This is a genomic window from Azospirillum sp. ST 5-10 (genome assembly GCF_051225715.1).
GTDB lineage: Bacteria > Pseudomonadota > Alphaproteobacteria > Azospirillales > Azospirillaceae > Azospirillum.
In genome coordinates this window covers 33,434-49,409 of record NZ_JBPJSP010000020.1, presented here as the reverse complement: position 1 = coordinate 49,409, position 15,976 = coordinate 33,434, and the positions used below count along the sequence as shown (strand labels likewise).

The following is a 15,976-nucleotide window of genomic DNA, read 5'->3' as shown; positions in this document are numbered from 1 at the left end:
CGATGGCTGACAGGGACAGCAAGACCGCGGCGTCGCGCGCCATGGAGGACGATCTCCTGGCCGTCGCCGACAGCAAGCTCGTGCTCGGCAACTGGTACGCGGAGTGCGTGATCAACGGCCGTTCGCTGCCGGACTATGCGGCGCTGCTCGGCATGTGCAACGCCAACTACGGCCACGTCCGCGCCCTCTACCAGTACCTCGCCGGCTGCGGGCACAGCTACGCCACGCTGGAGCGCGGGCGCGGCCCCGACGACATCCGCTCCATGAACCTGCTCGACCGGGCGCCGCGGTCCTGGGAGGACTTCCTGGTGTCGGTCTGGCTGGCCGAGCAGGCGACCTGGCTGATGATGTCCGGCTTCCTCAACAGCCCAGACCGCACCGTGGCCGGGCTGGCGCGCAAGATCGGGCAGGAGACGTACTTCCATCTGAAGTACGTCGACGGCTGGGTGCGCGTGCTCGGCGCCGGCGACGCCCAGCGCGAGAGCTTCCGGGAGAGCTTCGCGCACCGCTTCCCGCTGGCGCTCGCGTGGTTCGGGGCGGCGGGGGACGACGATCCCCTGCACGCCGCCGGGCTGCGCGACACGCCCCTGGCCGCCATCCGCGCCGCCTTCGTCGCGCAGGCCGAGAGCCGGTCGGGCCTGCTCGGCGCCGACCTGCCGTGGCAGCCGCCGCAGGTCGACGCCGCGGGCTGGCGGCGGGCGGCGCGACGGCACGGGCCGCTGCCGGCCGGACTCTTCGAGGTGATCCGCTTCAAGGACGCGGAGCTGGCCCACTGATGACGCGCCCGCCGGACGAGGACCTCTTCAGGGACGACCCCGACTTCGCCGCCGTCACCTGCCCCGACTGCGGCGCGGATCATCCGCGGGTGGTGTCGCTGTTCGGCGGTGCCGCGTCGGAGGTGCTGTTCCAGTGCGGCCGCTGCCGCGCCTGCTTCAACTGGGTGAAATGGAACGGGCGCCTGCCGCCGACGGCGCGGCCGGGCGGCCGGTAGGAACGAAGGCGCAGCCATCAACGATCGCGCGAGGGAGAGACAGGCCATGACACTGATAGCGAATGCGGAGCGGCGGGCCGGCGGCATCGATTTCATCCTGCGGCGCGGCGCCGAACTCCACCCGGAGCGGCGGGCCATCGAGGACCCGGGTTCCGGCACGGTCCTGACCTACGAGGACCTGCGGGCCCGCGCCACCCGGCTGGCGCGGGCCCTGGCGGCGCGCGGCGTCGGCAAGGGAACGCCCGTCGCCTATGCCTTCTTCAACGAGCCGGCGGCGGTCGAGACGCTGTTCGCCTGCGGCATGCTCGGCGCGGTCGCCATGCCCCTCAACAGCCGCCTGACGACGGCCGAGGCGCACGGCTATCTGGCGCGCCACGGCTGCGCCGTCCTGGTGGCCAACGGCGAACTGGCGCGGCTGGGCGATCCGGCCGTGCAGACGCTGCGGGTCGTGCGCGGGGGCGGGGGCGGGGAGGGCGCCCTCGACTACGAGGCGATCCTCGCCGGCGAGTCCGCCGCGCCGCTGCCGCCGGCGGCCGTGATGGAGGACCCGTACATGATGGCGATGACCGGCGGCACCACGGGCGGCCCCAAGGCGGCGGTGTGGAGCCATGGCGGCAGCATGCTGGACATCCTGGCCGTCGCCCTGCACATGGAGATCGGGCGGCGCTGCACCACCATCTGCCTCGCCCCGACCTATCACGCCGCCGGCCTCGCCTGGGGCCTGCTGCCGGTGCTGTGGCAGGGCGGCACCGTGATCATGCCGCCGGGCCGCTCGTTCGATGCGGCCTTCGTTCTGGACACGCTGCGCAGCCGGCGCGTCGACTACATGCTGATCGTCCCGGCGATGATCGGCGCGCTGCACGACGCCTGGGACGGCGTGCCCCTGGCCGCTCCGGCGTCGATGTGCGTCACCTCGGCGCCCACCCCGGAGCGCCAGCGCCGCCGCCTCGCGGCGATGTTCCCCGACACCCACATTCTCGCCGGCTACGGGATGACCGAGACCTTCTCCATGACGGTGCAGACCGCGGGCGAGTTCCTGGAGCACCCGCTGTCGGTGGGCGAGCCGAGCGCCGTCACCCGCATCCGCATCGTCGACGACGCGGGACGGGCCGTGCCGCGCGGCACGGCGGGCCACATCCTCGGCCGGACGCTGGGCATGGCGCTGGGCTACCACGACGACGAGGCCAACACCCGCCGTGCCTTCCGCCGCATTCCCGACGATCCCGAGGGGCTGGAATGGATGGACACCGGCGACATCGGCGTCCAGGACGGCGACGGCCGGCTGACCATCGTCGACCGCGCCAAGGACATCATCGTCACCGGCGGCGAGAACGTCTCGTCGGTGGAGGTGGAGAGCGTCATCATCGAGAACGCCTGGGTGCGCGAGTGCGCCGTCATCGGCCTGCCCGACGAACGCTGGGGCGAGCGCGTGGTGGCGGTGCTGGCGACGACGCCCGCCGCCGCGGCCGACGAGGAGACGGCCCGCGCCGTGCACGCGCTGTGCCGTGAGAGGCTGTCGGCCTACAAGGTGCCGAAGGAGTTCGTCTTCGTCGACCTCCTGCCACGCAGCCTCGTCGGCAAGGTGCTCAAGCGCGATCTCGCCGGCATGCACTTCGAGCGCCGCGTCACCATGGCGCCGGTGCGCGCGTGACGGCGGCACACCACAAGGGGGACACCGCAGACATGGACTACGTGGGACTCGGGCTGTTCTTCGAGGACATGCCCATCGGGCGCCAGTACCGGACGGTCGGCCGCACCGTGACGGAGACCGACATCGTCAACTTCATCAACTGCACCGGCTTCCTCGAGGTGCTGTTCACCGACATGGAGTTCCTGCGCAACGAGGCCGGCATCCAGGGCCGGCTCGCCCCCGGCGGACTCGTCTTCATGTTCGCCGAGGGGCTGCTGGTCCAGGCGACCATGCAGCACACCGGCTACGCCTTCCTGCACATGGAACTGAACGTCGAGGCACCCGTGTTCGCCGGCGACACGATCCATGTGGAGTGCGAGGTTATCGAGGCGCGTTCCAGCAAGGGACGGCCCGACCAGGGTCTGGTGCGCACGCGCAACCGCATCGTCAACCAGCACGGCAAGACGGTCCTGACATACACGCCGTTGCGCCTGATCAAACGGCGCGAGCCGCAATAGGATGCGCCGGGGCGCGGGTATGGCCTGGATCTTTCCATCGCGGAACGGGTATCACTGGACCGGCACAGCTTCGAAGGCATGAGCAGAGTGGACGACGACCGCAAAACCGCCGCGACCGCCCGGCCCCGCCGGCCGGCGCGGGTCCCCCACCATATCCGCCGCCAGCAGAGCGAAGAGGCGGTGCTGCGGTCGGCCGAGCGCCTGTTCGTGGAGCGGGGATTCCACCGGACCACGGTCGACGACATCGCCAAGGCGGCGGGGCTGACGAAGGGCGCGGTCTATTTCCACTTCGAGGACAAGCGCGACGTCCTGCTCTGCCTGCTCAAGCAGGCGGACGCCCGCGTCATGGGACCGATCCTCGACCGTCTCGACCGCCCCGACCGCCGGCCGACCGACAAGATCGTCGAGTACATCCACGACTGGGCCCGGGTCGCGCTGGAGCAGCGCAACACCATGTTCCTGCCGATCCTGATGTCGTTCGAATTCCTCGACACCGACGACGCCATCCTGCAGCAGATCAACGCTTCATACGCCCGCGCCTACGAGGTGATGACGCGCGTCATCGAAGCCGGCCAGGCGACGGGCGAGATCGCCAATCGGACGCCGGCCCGCGAGCAGGCCGGCGTCCTGATCGCGCTGGCCGACGGCGTGCTGCTGGAATGGCTGCGCCGCGGCACCACGCTGGACGGCGTGCGCCTGACCCAGGCGATCCGCGAGATCCTGCTGTTCGGCCTGGGACCGCAGCCGGGCGAGGCGGCGGCCGAGCCCAAGACCCGCAAGCCGGGGCGGCGGAAGGCCAGCGCCTGAGGCGGCGCCGCCGGCGACGGTGCCGCCCGGTGGCGCGGCCCACAAACATACCGACTGTTCAGTATTAACGGCGCTTCCGGCGCCGCCGGCACGAAGGATGGTCCCGATGAGCGTTCCTAGCTTGAAACTCTACATTGACGGCGCCTTCTCGGAGGCCGAGGCGGGGGAGACCCGCCCGTCGATCAACCCGGCCGACGGCAGCCCCGTCGCCGCCGTCGCCTGGGCGCGGCGGGCCGACGCCGAGCGCGCGCTGGCGGCGGCACGGCGCGCCTTCGATCATGGCCCCTGGCGGGAGGCCGGCGGGGCGGAGCGCCGCCGCCTTCTCGAGGCTCTCGCCGACGGGCTCAAGGAACGGGCCGAGGCGTTCGCCGGGGCCGAATGCGACGACGCCGGCGCGCTGATCGGCAAGGCGCGCACCGACGTGGCGCTGTGCGTGTCGCAGCTCCGGCACTTCGCGCGGATGGCGGAGCGTTACGACGGCGTGCCGCGGCCGGTGGAAGGGCTGCAACGGCCCGGCCGCTCCTTCACCCACACCGTGCGTGAGCCGATCGGCGTCTGCGGCCAGATCATCCCCTGGAACTTCCCCCTGACCATGGCCGTCTGGAAGCTCGGCCAGGCGCTGGCGACGGGCAACACGCTGGTCCTGAAATGCGCCCCGGAGACACCGGTGAGCGCGCTGATGCTGGCCGAGCTGGTGCACGCGGCCGGCTTCCCGGCCGGCGTGGTCAACATCCTGACCGGCGATGCCGAGGCGGGCGAGACCATCGTCGCGAGCCCGCTCGTCGACAAGGTGTCCTTCACCGGCTCGACGGCGACCGGGCGGCGCATCATGGCGCTGGCCAGCGAGACCCTGAAGAAGGTGACGCTGGAGTGCGGCGGCAAGTCGGCCAACATCGTGCTCGACGACGCCGACCGCGCGCTGGCGGTCGACGGCGCCCTCTACGCCAGCTTCTTCCACTCCGGCCAGGTGTGCGAATCCGGCACCCGCCTGCTGCTGAGCCGGCAGGGCCACGACTCCTTCGTCGAGGCCCTGGTGGAACGCACGCGGCGGCTGCGCGTCGGCCATCCCCGCGACCCGGAGACGACCATCGGCCCCGTGGTGTCGCAGCGCCAGCTCGACCGCGTGCTCGGCTACATCGACGCCGGCCGCGCCGAGGGGGCCCGCGTCGCCGTCGGCGGCGGGCGCGCCGGTGACGGCGCCCTCGCCGCCGGCTTCTACGTCCAGCCCACCATCTTCGTCGACGTGACCAACGCCATGACCATCGCGCGCGAGGAGATCTTCGGGCCGGTGCTGTCGGTGCTGCGCTACCGCGACGTCGAGGACGCCGTGACCCAGGCCAACGACAGCATCTACGGCCTCGCCGCCGGCGTCTGGTCGCGCGACGCCGATGCCGCCCGCCGCATCGCCGGGCGGCTGCGGGCGGGCTGGGTGTGGCTGAACGAATGGCACGTGCTCAGCCCGGCCGCGCCCTTCGGCGGCTACAAGCAGTCGGGCATCGGCCGCGAGTTCGGCGAGGAGGGACTGAACGAGTACACCGAGATCAAGACCATCCATCAGGACGACATCCTCAATCGGGACAGGAAGCCCTGGTACGACGTCGTCGTGCCGCGCTGATCGGAAGGAACTCGCCATGAGCGGACGTCAAACGAGCGACGGGAAGGTGGTGATCGACGGCCTCGACGGCTTTCGGCGGCTGGAGGGGAAGAGCGTCGGCACGTCGGCACCGGTGACCGTGACCCAGGACATGATCGAGCGGTTCTGCGGCGCCGTCGGCAACACCGAATGGATACACCTCGACGTGGAGCGGTGCCGGGCGTCGCCTTTCGGCACGACCATCGCCCCGGGCATGCTGGCGCAATCGCTCTTCTCCCGCCTGTGGTTCGACATGGTCGACATCCGCAACGTGTCGCAGATGCTGTTCATGGGATCGGATCGGGTGCGCCTGCTTGCCCCGCTGAAGGAGGGGCAGGCCGTCACCATGACCGCCGCGGTCGACCGGGTGGAGGAGAAGGGCAACGGCATCACCGTCCACCTCGGCCTGTCCTGGATGGTGGCGGGGGCGGACAAGCCGGTGACCGTCGCCACCTTCCTCATCCGCTACGCCTGACGACCGCCGCCCCGACCGGAGCGGCCGAAACCGGAGCCACCATGCCCCCTTCCCGAACCGCGGGCGAGCGCCCGCCGGTCACCCTGGACGTCGCCGCCGACGGCGTCGCCACCATCTGCCTCGACCGTCCGGACTCCCGCAACGCGGTCGATCCCGCCACCATGGCGGCGCTGACGGCGGCGCTGGCCGCCTGCGCCGACGATCCGGCGGTCCGCCTCGTCGTCCTGCGCGGCAACGGCAAGGATTTCTGCGCCGGCGCCGACATCGCCTGGATGCGCGCCGTGGAGGGCCGGAGCCGGGAGGAGTTGCTGGCCGACACCCGGGGCCTGCAGGATGTCTACCGGGGGCTGCGCGCCTGCCCGCAGCCGACCGTCGCCCTGGTCCAGGGGGCGGCGATGGCGGCCGGGCTGGGCATGGCGGCGGCCTGCGACGTGGTGATCGCCCGGACCACCGCGCGCTTCTGCGTATCGGAGGTGCGCGCCGGCCTGGTGCCGGCCGTCCTGGCGCCGTTCCTGATGCGCCGGATCGGCCCCGGGCCGACGCGCATGCTGGCCTGCACCGGCTTGGTCGTCAGTGCCGCCGAGATGCACCGGCTCGGCCTCGTCCACCGCCTCGCCGACGACGAGGCGGCGGCGGAGGCGGCGCTGCGGGCGGTCGCCGACAGCGTGCTCGCCTCGTCGCCGGAGGCGATCCGCATGTGCAAGGCCATGCTCGACGACCTGGAGGACCGGACCCTGGCGGACGGGCTGCCGGCGGCCCTGCGGTGGGCGGCGGACTCCCGCACCCGGCCGTCGGCGCAGGAGGGGCTGGCGGCCTTCCTGTCGAAGGCGCTGCCGAGCTGGGCGCGCGGCGGACGGACACCCTCCTGACGCAGGGCCGGGGCGACGATGGGCCGGGCGGGCCGTCCGGCCGGCGTCGTCAGGTCCGCCCTGGCCGCCCTGAAGCCGGCACGGACCCGGCGGCGCCCCGGCGTGGCGCGGCGCCGGACCGCGCCGCGATCACAGCCCGCTGAAGCCGGCCCGCGCCACCCAGCGGTCCCAGGCCCGCGCCAGCGGCATCGGACTCAACAGCATGGCGGCCGCCCGGTCGATCTCGCCGGCGCTGAGGTACTTGACCCCGCCCAACTGGTGGCCGGCCTGGATCAGGGCGGCGTTGTCCTTCAGCGCCACCGAGATCATCACCACCGCCTTCAGCGTCTCGGCGACGCACACGCAGCCGTGGCCGCGCAGCAGCACCACACGGTTCCGTCCCAAGGTACGGGCGAGCGAGTGTCCCATCTCCATGCTGTCCACCAGCATGTTGGTGTCGCCGAAATCGTCCTGGCTGTCCCAGGTGGCGATGTCCGGACCGATCACCGACGCCATGTGGAAAACCGGCCGCAGCGGTTCGTCGCACATGGTGAAGGGCAGCACCGACCGGGCGTGGTGGTGGGTCACCGCGTTGACGTCCGGGCGGTCCCGGTAGATGGCGCCGTGGATGTGGCGTTCGGCGTAGGGGCGGCGGGGATCGTCGCTGACCTTCTCGCCGTCCAGGGTGAATTCCATGATGTCGCCGCGGGTCACCACCTCCGGACTGCGCGAGCGCGACAGGAAATAGCGCTCCGGATTGAGCGGATTGCGGATGCTGACATGGCCGAAGTCGTCAATCACATCCTCGCGCGCGAGAATCCGGTTGGCGATGACGAGTTCGGTCAGTGCGGCGTCCAGAACCGCCTCGTCATGGCGGCGCGTCGGGTCGTCGAGCATCGGTCCTCCTGGGGTTTCCGACGGGATCGTAGTGCGCCCGAAACGACGCAATCCAATATATAAGTTGACCGGACCCATAGCCTGGCCCCTATGCAATGGGCCTGTCGCACAATTCCGCGCCGCGCCCGGACACGCCGGTTCGGGCGTCGGCGTGGCGCGTCGCGGGCGTCGCCGAGGCCGCCGCTGGCGGCCGCGGCCGGGATCATCGCCGGCCCTTGCGGCCCTGGTTGTAGGCGAGCTCCAGATAGTCGAGGTTCTCGCGCATCGCCCGGAACACGTCGCCCGGGTCCCGACCCGTCCCCGGCGGCGCCTCGGCGCGCGAAAGGCCGTGGACGGCGAGGTCGGCCAGGATCTCGGCGACCTCGCGGGCCGTCTTGCGGCCGCCCTCGTGGAACCACCAGGTCGTCCAACTGCACATGCCGATGATGGCGAAGGCGGCCACCTGGGCGTCCACCTGGCGGAACACGCCCTTCTCGACGCCCCGGGCGATCTGGCCGGTGAAGTGGGTGAGCACCGCACGCTTGGAGCGGTCGTGCACCGCCCGCAGGTCGGGCGGCAACTCGACCTCCGTGCGGTCGACGACGCGGAACTGCAGGGCGTGGGAGAGCAGCAGCTCGACATGGCCGCGCACCATGGAGCGCAGCACCTCGGCCGGGTCGTCGTCGGTGCGGGCGGCCAGCATCGCCGATTGGCGGTCGCTGACGACGGTGACCTCCTCGACCAGCGAGGCCAGCACCTCCTCCTTGCTCTTGAAGTAGTAGTAGAGCGCCGTCCGCCCGACATTGAGGGCGTCGGCGATGTCCTGGAAGCTGGTGCCGGCGAAGCCGCGCTCGGCGAACAGCGTGGCCGCCGCGTCGAGCACGCTCTGGCGCAGCAGCGCCTTGCGGCTGGATCCGGCCTTGCCCGACGCTCTCCTCATCCCGTCCACCCCATCGGTCCTCGTCCCGCGTTGCCGCGGCATGTAATCGCGTTTTGACGGAGGCGTCAAATTTGCCGACGCCGGGCACCGGCATCGCCCCCCGGCGCGGGTGCGCCCTGTCCCGCCCCGGGCCGTCGGCCCGCCGCTGGAGGCCTGGCGTTCGGCCGATAACCGCAATCCAAGTGCGACAATTCGCGCCTTGACAGGAATCTTCACCTATTGACGGATCCGTCAAATATTCGGCATCGTGTCAAAAATCACGAAACCAAGGGGCGCCTCCGGCAGCGGACCGGCGCCTGCACGAAGGGGAGATGGACGCCCATGCCAGAATCCGGCACCCGCCCGCTCGCCACCGACGCATCGGCGACGGCCGGCTTCCTCAACACCGACTGGAACCCCCGCGACGTGCCCGACGGCACGGTGACGCGCAACGTCGCCCTGCGCACGGCCGACCGGGCGGCGACCGGCGGCACGCTCTACGTGCGCGACCGCACCGACACGGTGGTCTGCGTCATGCACCCGCGGGAGTTCATGGCCTGCCACTACCTCGTGCCGGACATCCTGGAGGCGGGCTGCGCGGCGTGGTCGCAGTCGCCGCGCTCGGTCGGCAACGACAGCCGGCTGGAGCACGAGACGGCGCTGTTCGACGTCGCCGCCGGCCTGTCCTTCCTGCGCGCCCAGGGGTTCCGGCGCATCGTCCTGCTGGGCAACTCCGGCGGCGGCAGCCTCTACGCCTTCTACACGCAGCAGGCGCAGCTCGCCCCCGGGCGGCGGATCGAGCGCACGCCGGGCGGCCGCCCGACCAACCTCGCGGCCCTGGAGATGCCGGCGGCGGACGGGCTGGTGCTGGTGGCCCCCCACCCCGGCCAGGGCATGCTGCTCCTCGGCTGCATCGACCCCTCGGTGACCGACGAGGATGATCCCCTGTCGGTCGACCCGTCCCTCGATCCCTTCGACCCCGCCAACGGCTTCGCCGAGCCGCCCGGCCCGTCGCGCTACGCCCCGGCCTTCGTCGAGCGCTACCGCGCCGCCCAGACGGCGCGTGTCGCCCGCCTGGACGCCCGCGCCCGCGCGCTGATCGCCGCGCGGCTGGCCGCCCGCAAGCGCGCCCGCGAGACCGGCTCGCCCGAGGACCGGCGGCGCGGCGCCCACACGCCGCTGATGACCGTGTGGCGCACCGACGCCGACCTGCGCTGCTTCGATCCGAGCCTCGACCCCTCCGACCGCGGCTACGGCACCCTGTGGGGCCGCGATCCCTTCGCCTCCAACTACGGCGCCGTCGGCTTCGCCCGCGTCTGCTCGCCCGAGGCGTGGCTGTCCACCTGGTCCGGGCTGTCGTCCAACGCCGCCCTGCACAAGACCGCCCCCGACCTCGCCCAGCCGCTGCTGCTGGTGGAGTACACCGGCGACGTCTCGACCTTCCCGGCCACCGCCGCGGCCCTGTTCGAGAGCTTTCCCGGCAGCGCCAAGACCCATCTGCGCATCCGCGGCGACCACCACGGCCGGGCGCTGACGCCGGACGAGGAGCCCGGCCGCTACGCCGCCGGCCGCGCCGTCGCCACCTGGCTGCGCGAGCACTTCGCCGGCTGACCGCCGCCGCGGCCGAGAAGCCGCCTTCATCCAAGGAGACCCGTCATGTTCGACCAACCCGCGACGCGGTTGCGGCTGCGCGGCGTGGACCATTCCGCCCGCCCGACCTGGAAGCTGCGTGAGACGGTGGCGTTCTACCGCGACAAGCTGGGCCTGCCGCTGGTCCACGTCATCTCGGCGCGCGGCTGGGGACCGGCCACCCATCCCGACTTCCTGCACTTCTTCTTCGACAGCGGCAACGGCAGCACCATCGCCTTCTTCTACTATCTCGGCTCCGACCAGCCGGCGGCGCTGGAGGGCCGCGCCGCCTTGCGGCCGCTGCCCGACGATCACGTGTTCGACGCCACCCACACCGCGTGGCTGGTCGACACGGAAGAGGAGCTGAAGGCCTGGAAGCGCCACCTGGAGGCCGAGGGACTGACCGTGTCGGTGGAGACCACCCACGAGGTCATCGAATCCATCTACGTGCGCGATCCCAACGGCTACTTCGTCGAGATCACCCGCAAGCTGCGGCCCCTCGGCGACGTCGACGCCCGCGACGCCGCCCTGACCATCGAGGCGGCGATGGCCGCCGAGGATGCCGCCGCCGCCGAGGGCCGGCGCATCGCCGCCATCGACGAGGTGTGGGCGCGCAAGGCCGCCCTGGTCGAACCGCCCGTGGCCGCCCCGGTCAGCCTCTACGTGCCGCGGGTCGCCGAGTTCGCCTGCCTGGTCACCGCCGCCCGGGCGCGCGGCGACTGCACCGTCACCACGCTGGCGGACCACGACCGCGTCGACGCCGCCGGGCCGGTGGAGTTCCAGCGCCGCGCCCTGGGGCTCAAGCCGGCGGTCTGGTACGGGCTGTTCACCGGCGGCGTGCGCGGGCGGATCGAGGTGTTCGACCGCGACCGCGTCGTCATCGCCCCGGCCGGCGCCTGACACGGCCGGGCGCCGCGGGACAGGGAGGAGACCAATGACAAGAATCCTGAGCCCCATCGACGGGGTCGCCTACCGTCCGGCCGCGGAGGCCGAGCGCTGGTACGCCAACGGCGGCTGGGTGCGCGCGACCCTGGGCGACGCGCTGCGCGCCACCGCGGCGCGCCATCCTGACAAGCCGGCGGTGGTCAGCGACGAACGGACCATCACCTTCGCCGAGCTGGACGCCACCACCGACCGGCTGGCGGCGGCCCTGCTGGACCTGGGCCTCGCCACGGGCGATCGCGCCCTGTTCCAGATGGGCACGACCGTGGAGACGGTCGTCGCGCTGATCGCCTGCTTCAAGGCCGGCGTCGTCCCGGTGTGCACCCTGCCGCAGCACCGCGAGGTGGAGATCGGCGAGCTGGCCCGCCAGAGCGGGGCGCGCGGCTATTTCGTCCAGGCCGACGTCGGCCGCTTCGACCTCGTCGGCTTCGCCGCGGCGATGATGGAGCGCCACCCCGCGCTGGCCCACCTGGTGGTGGCGCGCGGGAACGCCGGCCCCGGGGCGGCGCTCGACGACCTGGTCGCCGGCACGACGCCGGAGGCGGCGCGGCGCCGCCTGGCCGGCTTGCCCCTGGGGCCGGAGGACGTGATGGTCTTCCAGCTCTCCGGCGGCACCACCGGCCTGCCCAAGATCATCCCGCGCTTCCACGCGGAGTATCTCGGCCACGTGCGCCACCTCATGGGGCTCTACGGCATGACCGCCGACAGCCGCATCCTGTGGTCGCTGCCCATCCTGCACAACGCCGCCCAGGTCTACGCCCTGGTGCCGATGATCCTGGGCGGCCCGACCATGGTCATGATGCCGCGGGTCGACATCGTGCGCATGCTGGAGCTGGTCGAGGAGCAGCGGGTCACCCACGCCCTGTCGGTCGGCCCCATCGCCCCGCAGCTCATGGGCTACACCGGCATCGCCCGCCACGACCTGTCGTCGCTGCGCCTGTTCGCCACCATGAGCCGCGCCGACAAGCTGGAGGAGCACCTCGGCGTCCCCTGCTCCAACCTGTTCGGCATCACCGAGGGGCTGCTGCTCGGCTCCGGGCCCGACGCGCCGGCGGAGCGGCGCCACCGCACGCAAGGGGCCTCCGGCTGCCCCCACGACGAGATCCGCCTGCTGGAGCCGGGCTCCGAGCGGGAGGTGCCGCTCGGCCAGATGGGCGAGCTGTGCTTCCGCGGCCCCTCCAGCCTGACCGGCTACGTCGGCAACCCGGCGGCCAACGCCGCCGCCTTCACCGCCGACGGCTTCTACCGCACCGGCGACATCATGACGGCGCACCGCATCGACGGCCGGCTCTGCTACGCCTTCGAGGGGCGCCTGCGCGACAACATCAACCGCGGCGGCGAGAAGATCGGCTGCGAGGAGGTGGAGGCTTACGTCAGCCGTCATCCCAGCGTCGCCGACGCCAAGCTGGTCGCCATGCCGGACCCGCTCTACGGCGAGAAGGCCTGCGTCTTCATCGTCACCCGCCCCGGCCGGCCACCGCCCGACGTGGGGGAGCTGGCCGATTTCCTCACCGGCTGCGGGCTCGCCAAGTACAAGTGCCCGGAGCGCGTCGAGGTGATCGACGAGTTCCCGCTGACCCGCGTCGGCAAGCTGGACAAGCCGGCGCTGAAGCGCCTGGTGGCCGACAAGCTGGCGGCCGAGGCCGCCACGGCGGGTGCGCCATGACCGCGCCCGGCCTGACTGCGACCGGCCTGACTGCGCCCGGCCAGATTGCGACCGGCCAGATTGCGACCGAATGGATCGTCGGCACGGCGCCGCTGGTGATCCGCCGGCGCGTGAAGTGGGGCGAGTGCGATCCCGCCGGCGTCGTCTACACCGTCGCCTTCTCCGAGTACGTCATCTCGGCGGCCGAGCTGTTCTACGGCAGCCTGTTCGCCACCACCCCGCAGCGGGCCAAGGACCAGCAGGGCTTCGGCACGCCGACCCGGGCGCTCGACTTCGACTTCCGGGTGTCGCTGCGCCCCGACGACGAGTTCGAGATGACGGTGCGCGTCGCCGACATCCGCACCCGCACCTACGTGCTGGAGGTCTGCGCCCGCACCCTGGACGGCGCGGTCGCCTTCCTGGCCCGCCTGACGCCGGTGTGCGTCGCCCGCGGCGAGCGCCGCGCCATCGCCATTCCCCCCGCGTTCCGCCAGGCGCTCGAGCGCTACCGCGACGCCTGCGCGGCAGGAGACCCTCCATGAAGATCACCGTCATCGGCGGCGGGCCGGCCGGCCTCTATTTCGCGCTGCTCGCCAAGAAGCACGATCCCGACCACGCGATCGAGGTGTGGGAGCAGAATCCGCGCGGCGCCACCTACGGCTGGGGCGTGGTGTTCTCCGACGTCGGCCTGTCCTTCCTGAAGGAGGCGGACCCCGAGTTCTTCGCCGAGTTCACCGCCGGCCACGAGCGCTGCGACTACATGGAGATCGTGCACCGCGACACCCGCGTGCAGATCCACGGCAACCACTTCTCCCGCACCTCGCGCATCGCCATGCTGGAGGTGCTGCAGCGGGCCTGCCAGCGGGCCGGCGTCAGCGTGCGCTACGGCGCGCGCATCGACGACGTCGACGCCCTGGCGGCCGGGGCCGATCTGCTGGTCGGCGCCGACGGCGCCAACAGCGTGGTGCGCCGCCACTACGCCGCGCACTTCCGGCCCAGCTTCGAGCGGCGGCGCAACAAGTTCGCCTGGTACGGCACGCGCCAGCGCTTCCACCCGGTCTCGCTGATCTTCCGCCGCACCGAGGCGGGCGTCTTCATCGCCCACAGCTACCAGTACAGCCCGGAGTTCAGCACCTTCCTGGTGGAGGTCGACCCCGAGACCTGGCGGCGCGCCGGCTTCGAGCGTCTCGACGAGGCGGCGAGTGCGGCGGCCTGCGCCGAGGTGTTCGCCGCCGACCTCGGCAGCAACCCGCTGCTGACCAACCGCTCCCACTGGTTCGAGGCGAACATCGTGCGCAACGAGCGCTGGCACCACGCCAACGTGGTGCTGCTGGGCGACGCCCTGCGCACGGTGCATTTCTCGCTGGGCTCGGGCACCCGCATGGCCATGCAGGACGCCATCGCCCTGCACCGCGGCCTGGCCGAGCACCCCGGCGACCTGCCGGCCGCCTTCGCCGCCTTCGAGGCGCAGCGGCGCCGCTCCTCCTCCAGCTTCCAGGGGGCGGCGGCACGCAGCCTCGACTGGTACGAGACGGTGGCCGGCAAGCTTCACCTCGATCCCGTCGGCTTCGCCTACGACTACATGCGGCGCACCGGGCAGGTCAGCCACGAGGACCTGCGCCAGCGCGACCCGCACTTCACCGCCGCCTACGAAGCGCTGAACCAAAACACCGTCCTGGGGAGGACAGCATGAGCGCGGTCAACGTTTCCCAAATCATCGCCAACAGCCGGCTGGGCGGGCTGCAGCTTCGGGTCATCGCGCTGTGCACCCTGTGCATGATCGTCGACGGCTTCGACGTCCAGGCCATGGGCTACGTGGCCCCGGCCCTCATCAAGGACTGGGGCATCGAGAAGGCGGTGCTGGGCCCGGTGTTCGGCGCAGCGTTGCTGGGCATGACGCTCGGCGCCCTGGCGCTCGGCACGCTCGCCGACCGCGTCGGCCGGCGCCCGGTGCTGGTGGCGGCCATGCTGTGCCTGGCCGCCACCAGCCTGGCGACGGCCTGGGCCACCAGCGTGGAGGAGCTGCGCTGGCTGCGCTTCCTGACCGGCCTGTGCATGGGGGCGATCGTCCCCAACGCGGTGGCGCTGGCCGGCGAGTTCAGCCCGGCGCGGCTGCGCATCACGCTGATGATGGTGGCCTCCTCCGGCTTCATCCTCGGTGGTGCGGTGGGCGGCGCCATCGCCGGAGCGCTGATCCCCAGCTATGGCTGGGAATCGGTGTTCGTGGTCGGCGCCGCGGCCCCGCTGCTGCTGGGGGTCGCCATGCTGGCGCTGCTGCCGGAATCGATCCAGTACCTGGCGGTGAAGGGGCGGCGGCTCGCCTGGGTGCGCTCCTGCCTCGCCCGCATCGACCCCGGCCTGAAGCTGGCCGCCGACGCCGACGTCACCGCGGCCGAGCGCGGCGGGGGCGGTGCGTCGATCCTGGAGCTGTTCCGCGGCGGCATGGCGGTGGGCACGCTGCTGCTGTGGCTGATCAACTTCATGAACCTGCTGGCCGCCTATTTCCTGGCCAACTGGCTGCCGGTGATCATGACGGAGGCCGGCCACGCCACCTCGGCCGCGGTGCTGGTGGGCACGGTGTTCTGGGTCGGCGGGCTGGTCGGCAACCTGCTGCTGGGCTGGCTGGTCGACCGCCACGGCTTCGGTCCCACGCTCGCCGTCAACCTGGTGGCCGGGGCGCTGGGGGTGGCGCTGATCGGCCAGGTGGCGGGCTCCCTGGTCACGGCCGGCGCGGTCATCGCCGTGGCGGGGTTCTGCATCCTCGGCGGCCAGTCGGCGCTGAACGCGCTGGCGGCGGCCTTCTACCCCACCGCGGTGCGCTCCACCGGCGCCGGCTGGGCGCTCGGCATCGGCCGGCTCGGCTCCATCTTCGGGCCGGTGATCGGCGGCGAGCTGATGCGCCTGGAGTGGACGACCGCCGACCTGCTGCTGGTGGCGGCACTGCCCTGCCTGGTGGCGCTCGCCTGCAACCTTCTGCTGTGGCTGCTCGGCCGCCTGCCGCACACGGTGGGTGGTGCCGTGGGCGCGGTGCCGCAGCCCGCCCAATCCCGCGCCTGAGGAGGG

The 15,976-nt window shown here is 72.2% G+C and carries 16 protein-coding genes; 14 read left to right on the top strand and 2 right to left on the bottom strand.

Annotated elements, in window-relative coordinates; translation table 11 throughout:
- Positions 1–2 precede the first annotated feature (2 nt).
- The 8 genes from ACSBPG_RS20610 (at position 3) to ACSBPG_RS20575 (ending at position 6,923) form a co-directional block, all read left to right on the top strand.
- Positions 3–776, top strand: a complete 774-nt coding sequence (locus ACSBPG_RS20610) for a Phenylacetic acid catabolic protein (RefSeq protein WP_435539089.1) — start codon at positions 3–5, stop codon at positions 774–776.
- Positions 776–991 carry a PaaD-like zinc ribbon domain-containing protein gene (locus ACSBPG_RS20605; protein ID WP_435539088.1) on the top strand — a complete coding sequence of 72 codons (216 nt, stop codon included), beginning with the start codon at positions 776–778 and terminating at the stop codon, positions 989–991. The genes ACSBPG_RS20610 and ACSBPG_RS20605 overlap by 1 nt, the downstream gene beginning before the upstream one ends.
- Positions 992–1,037: 46 nt before the next feature.
- The gene (locus ACSBPG_RS20600) at positions 1,038–2,642 is read left to right on the top strand and encodes an AMP-binding protein (protein WP_435539087.1); all 1,605 of its coding nucleotides are present in this window, start codon (positions 1,038–1,040) and stop codon (positions 2,640–2,642) included.
- A gap of 32 nt (positions 2,643–2,674) precedes the next feature.
- A complete protein-coding gene (locus ACSBPG_RS20595) occupies positions 2,675–3,139 on the top strand; it encodes a MaoC family dehydratase (RefSeq protein ID WP_435539086.1) in 465 nt (154 codons plus the stop codon).
- Between the two features lie 78 nt (positions 3,140–3,217).
- Positions 3,218–3,946: a TetR/AcrR family transcriptional regulator gene (locus ACSBPG_RS20590; protein ID WP_435539085.1), complete on the top strand. Its 729-nt coding sequence runs from the start codon at positions 3,218–3,220 to the stop codon at positions 3,944–3,946.
- Positions 3,947–4,052: 106 nt separating this feature from the next.
- Entirely contained in the window at positions 4,053–5,561 is a 1,509-nt protein-coding gene (locus ACSBPG_RS20585) for an aldehyde dehydrogenase family protein (RefSeq protein ID WP_435539084.1), read from the top strand.
- Between the two features lie 16 nt (positions 5,562–5,577).
- Positions 5,578–6,054 (top strand): MaoC/PaaZ C-terminal domain-containing protein, encoded by a 477-nt coding sequence (locus ACSBPG_RS20580; RefSeq protein WP_435539083.1) that lies wholly within the window; start codon positions 5,578–5,580, stop codon positions 6,052–6,054.
- A gap of 41 nt (positions 6,055–6,095) precedes the next feature.
- A complete protein-coding gene (locus tag ACSBPG_RS20575; RefSeq protein WP_435539082.1) occupies positions 6,096–6,923 on the top strand; it encodes an enoyl-CoA hydratase-related protein in 828 nt (275 codons plus the stop codon).
- 129 nt (positions 6,924–7,052) lie between these two features.
- Here ACSBPG_RS20575 and ACSBPG_RS20570 read toward each other — a convergent pair whose 3' ends face one another.
- Both ACSBPG_RS20570 and ACSBPG_RS20565 read right to left on the bottom strand, forming a co-directional pair.
- Positions 7,053–7,799, bottom strand: coding sequence for a class II aldolase/adducin family protein (locus tag ACSBPG_RS20570; protein ID WP_435539081.1), 747 nt, complete (start codon positions 7,797–7,799; stop codon positions 7,053–7,055).
- Positions 7,800–8,001: 202 nt separating this feature from the next.
- Positions 8,002–8,718 (bottom strand): TetR/AcrR family transcriptional regulator, encoded by a 717-nt coding sequence (locus ACSBPG_RS20565; RefSeq protein WP_435539080.1) that lies wholly within the window; start codon positions 8,716–8,718, stop codon positions 8,002–8,004.
- 321 nt (positions 8,719–9,039) lie between these two features.
- Here ACSBPG_RS20565 and ACSBPG_RS20560 point away from each other — a divergent pair, with 321 nt between their 5' ends.
- Genes ACSBPG_RS20560 through ACSBPG_RS20535 form a run of 6 tightly spaced genes read left to right on the top strand, consistent with a single transcriptional unit; the run spans position 9,040 to position 15,970 of the window.
- A complete protein-coding gene (locus ACSBPG_RS20560) occupies positions 9,040–10,308 on the top strand; it encodes a hypothetical protein (protein WP_435539079.1) in 1,269 nt (422 codons plus the stop codon).
- Positions 10,309–10,353: 45 nt separating this feature from the next.
- Positions 10,354–11,226, top strand: coding sequence for a VOC family protein (locus tag ACSBPG_RS20555; RefSeq protein ID WP_435539078.1), 873 nt, complete (start codon positions 10,354–10,356; stop codon positions 11,224–11,226).
- Between the two features lie 34 nt (positions 11,227–11,260).
- Complete coding sequence (locus ACSBPG_RS20550; RefSeq protein ID WP_435539077.1) at positions 11,261–12,934, top strand: AMP-binding protein; 1,674 nt, start codon at positions 11,261–11,263, stop codon at positions 12,932–12,934.
- Positions 12,931–13,455 (top strand): acyl-CoA thioesterase, encoded by a 525-nt coding sequence (locus ACSBPG_RS20545; RefSeq protein ID WP_435539076.1) that lies wholly within the window; start codon positions 12,931–12,933, stop codon positions 13,453–13,455. The genes ACSBPG_RS20550 and ACSBPG_RS20545 overlap by 4 nt, the downstream gene beginning before the upstream one ends.
- The gene (locus ACSBPG_RS20540; RefSeq protein ID WP_435539075.1) at positions 13,452–14,606 is read left to right on the top strand and encodes an FAD-dependent monooxygenase; all 1,155 of its coding nucleotides are present in this window, start codon (positions 13,452–13,454) and stop codon (positions 14,604–14,606) included. The genes ACSBPG_RS20545 and ACSBPG_RS20540 overlap by 4 nt, the downstream gene beginning before the upstream one ends.
- On the top strand, positions 14,603–15,970 hold the full coding sequence (locus ACSBPG_RS20535; protein WP_435539074.1) for an MFS transporter: 1,368 nt from the start codon (positions 14,603–14,605) through the stop codon (positions 15,968–15,970). The genes ACSBPG_RS20540 and ACSBPG_RS20535 overlap by 4 nt, the downstream gene beginning before the upstream one ends.
- Positions 15,971–15,976 lie beyond the last annotated feature (6 nt).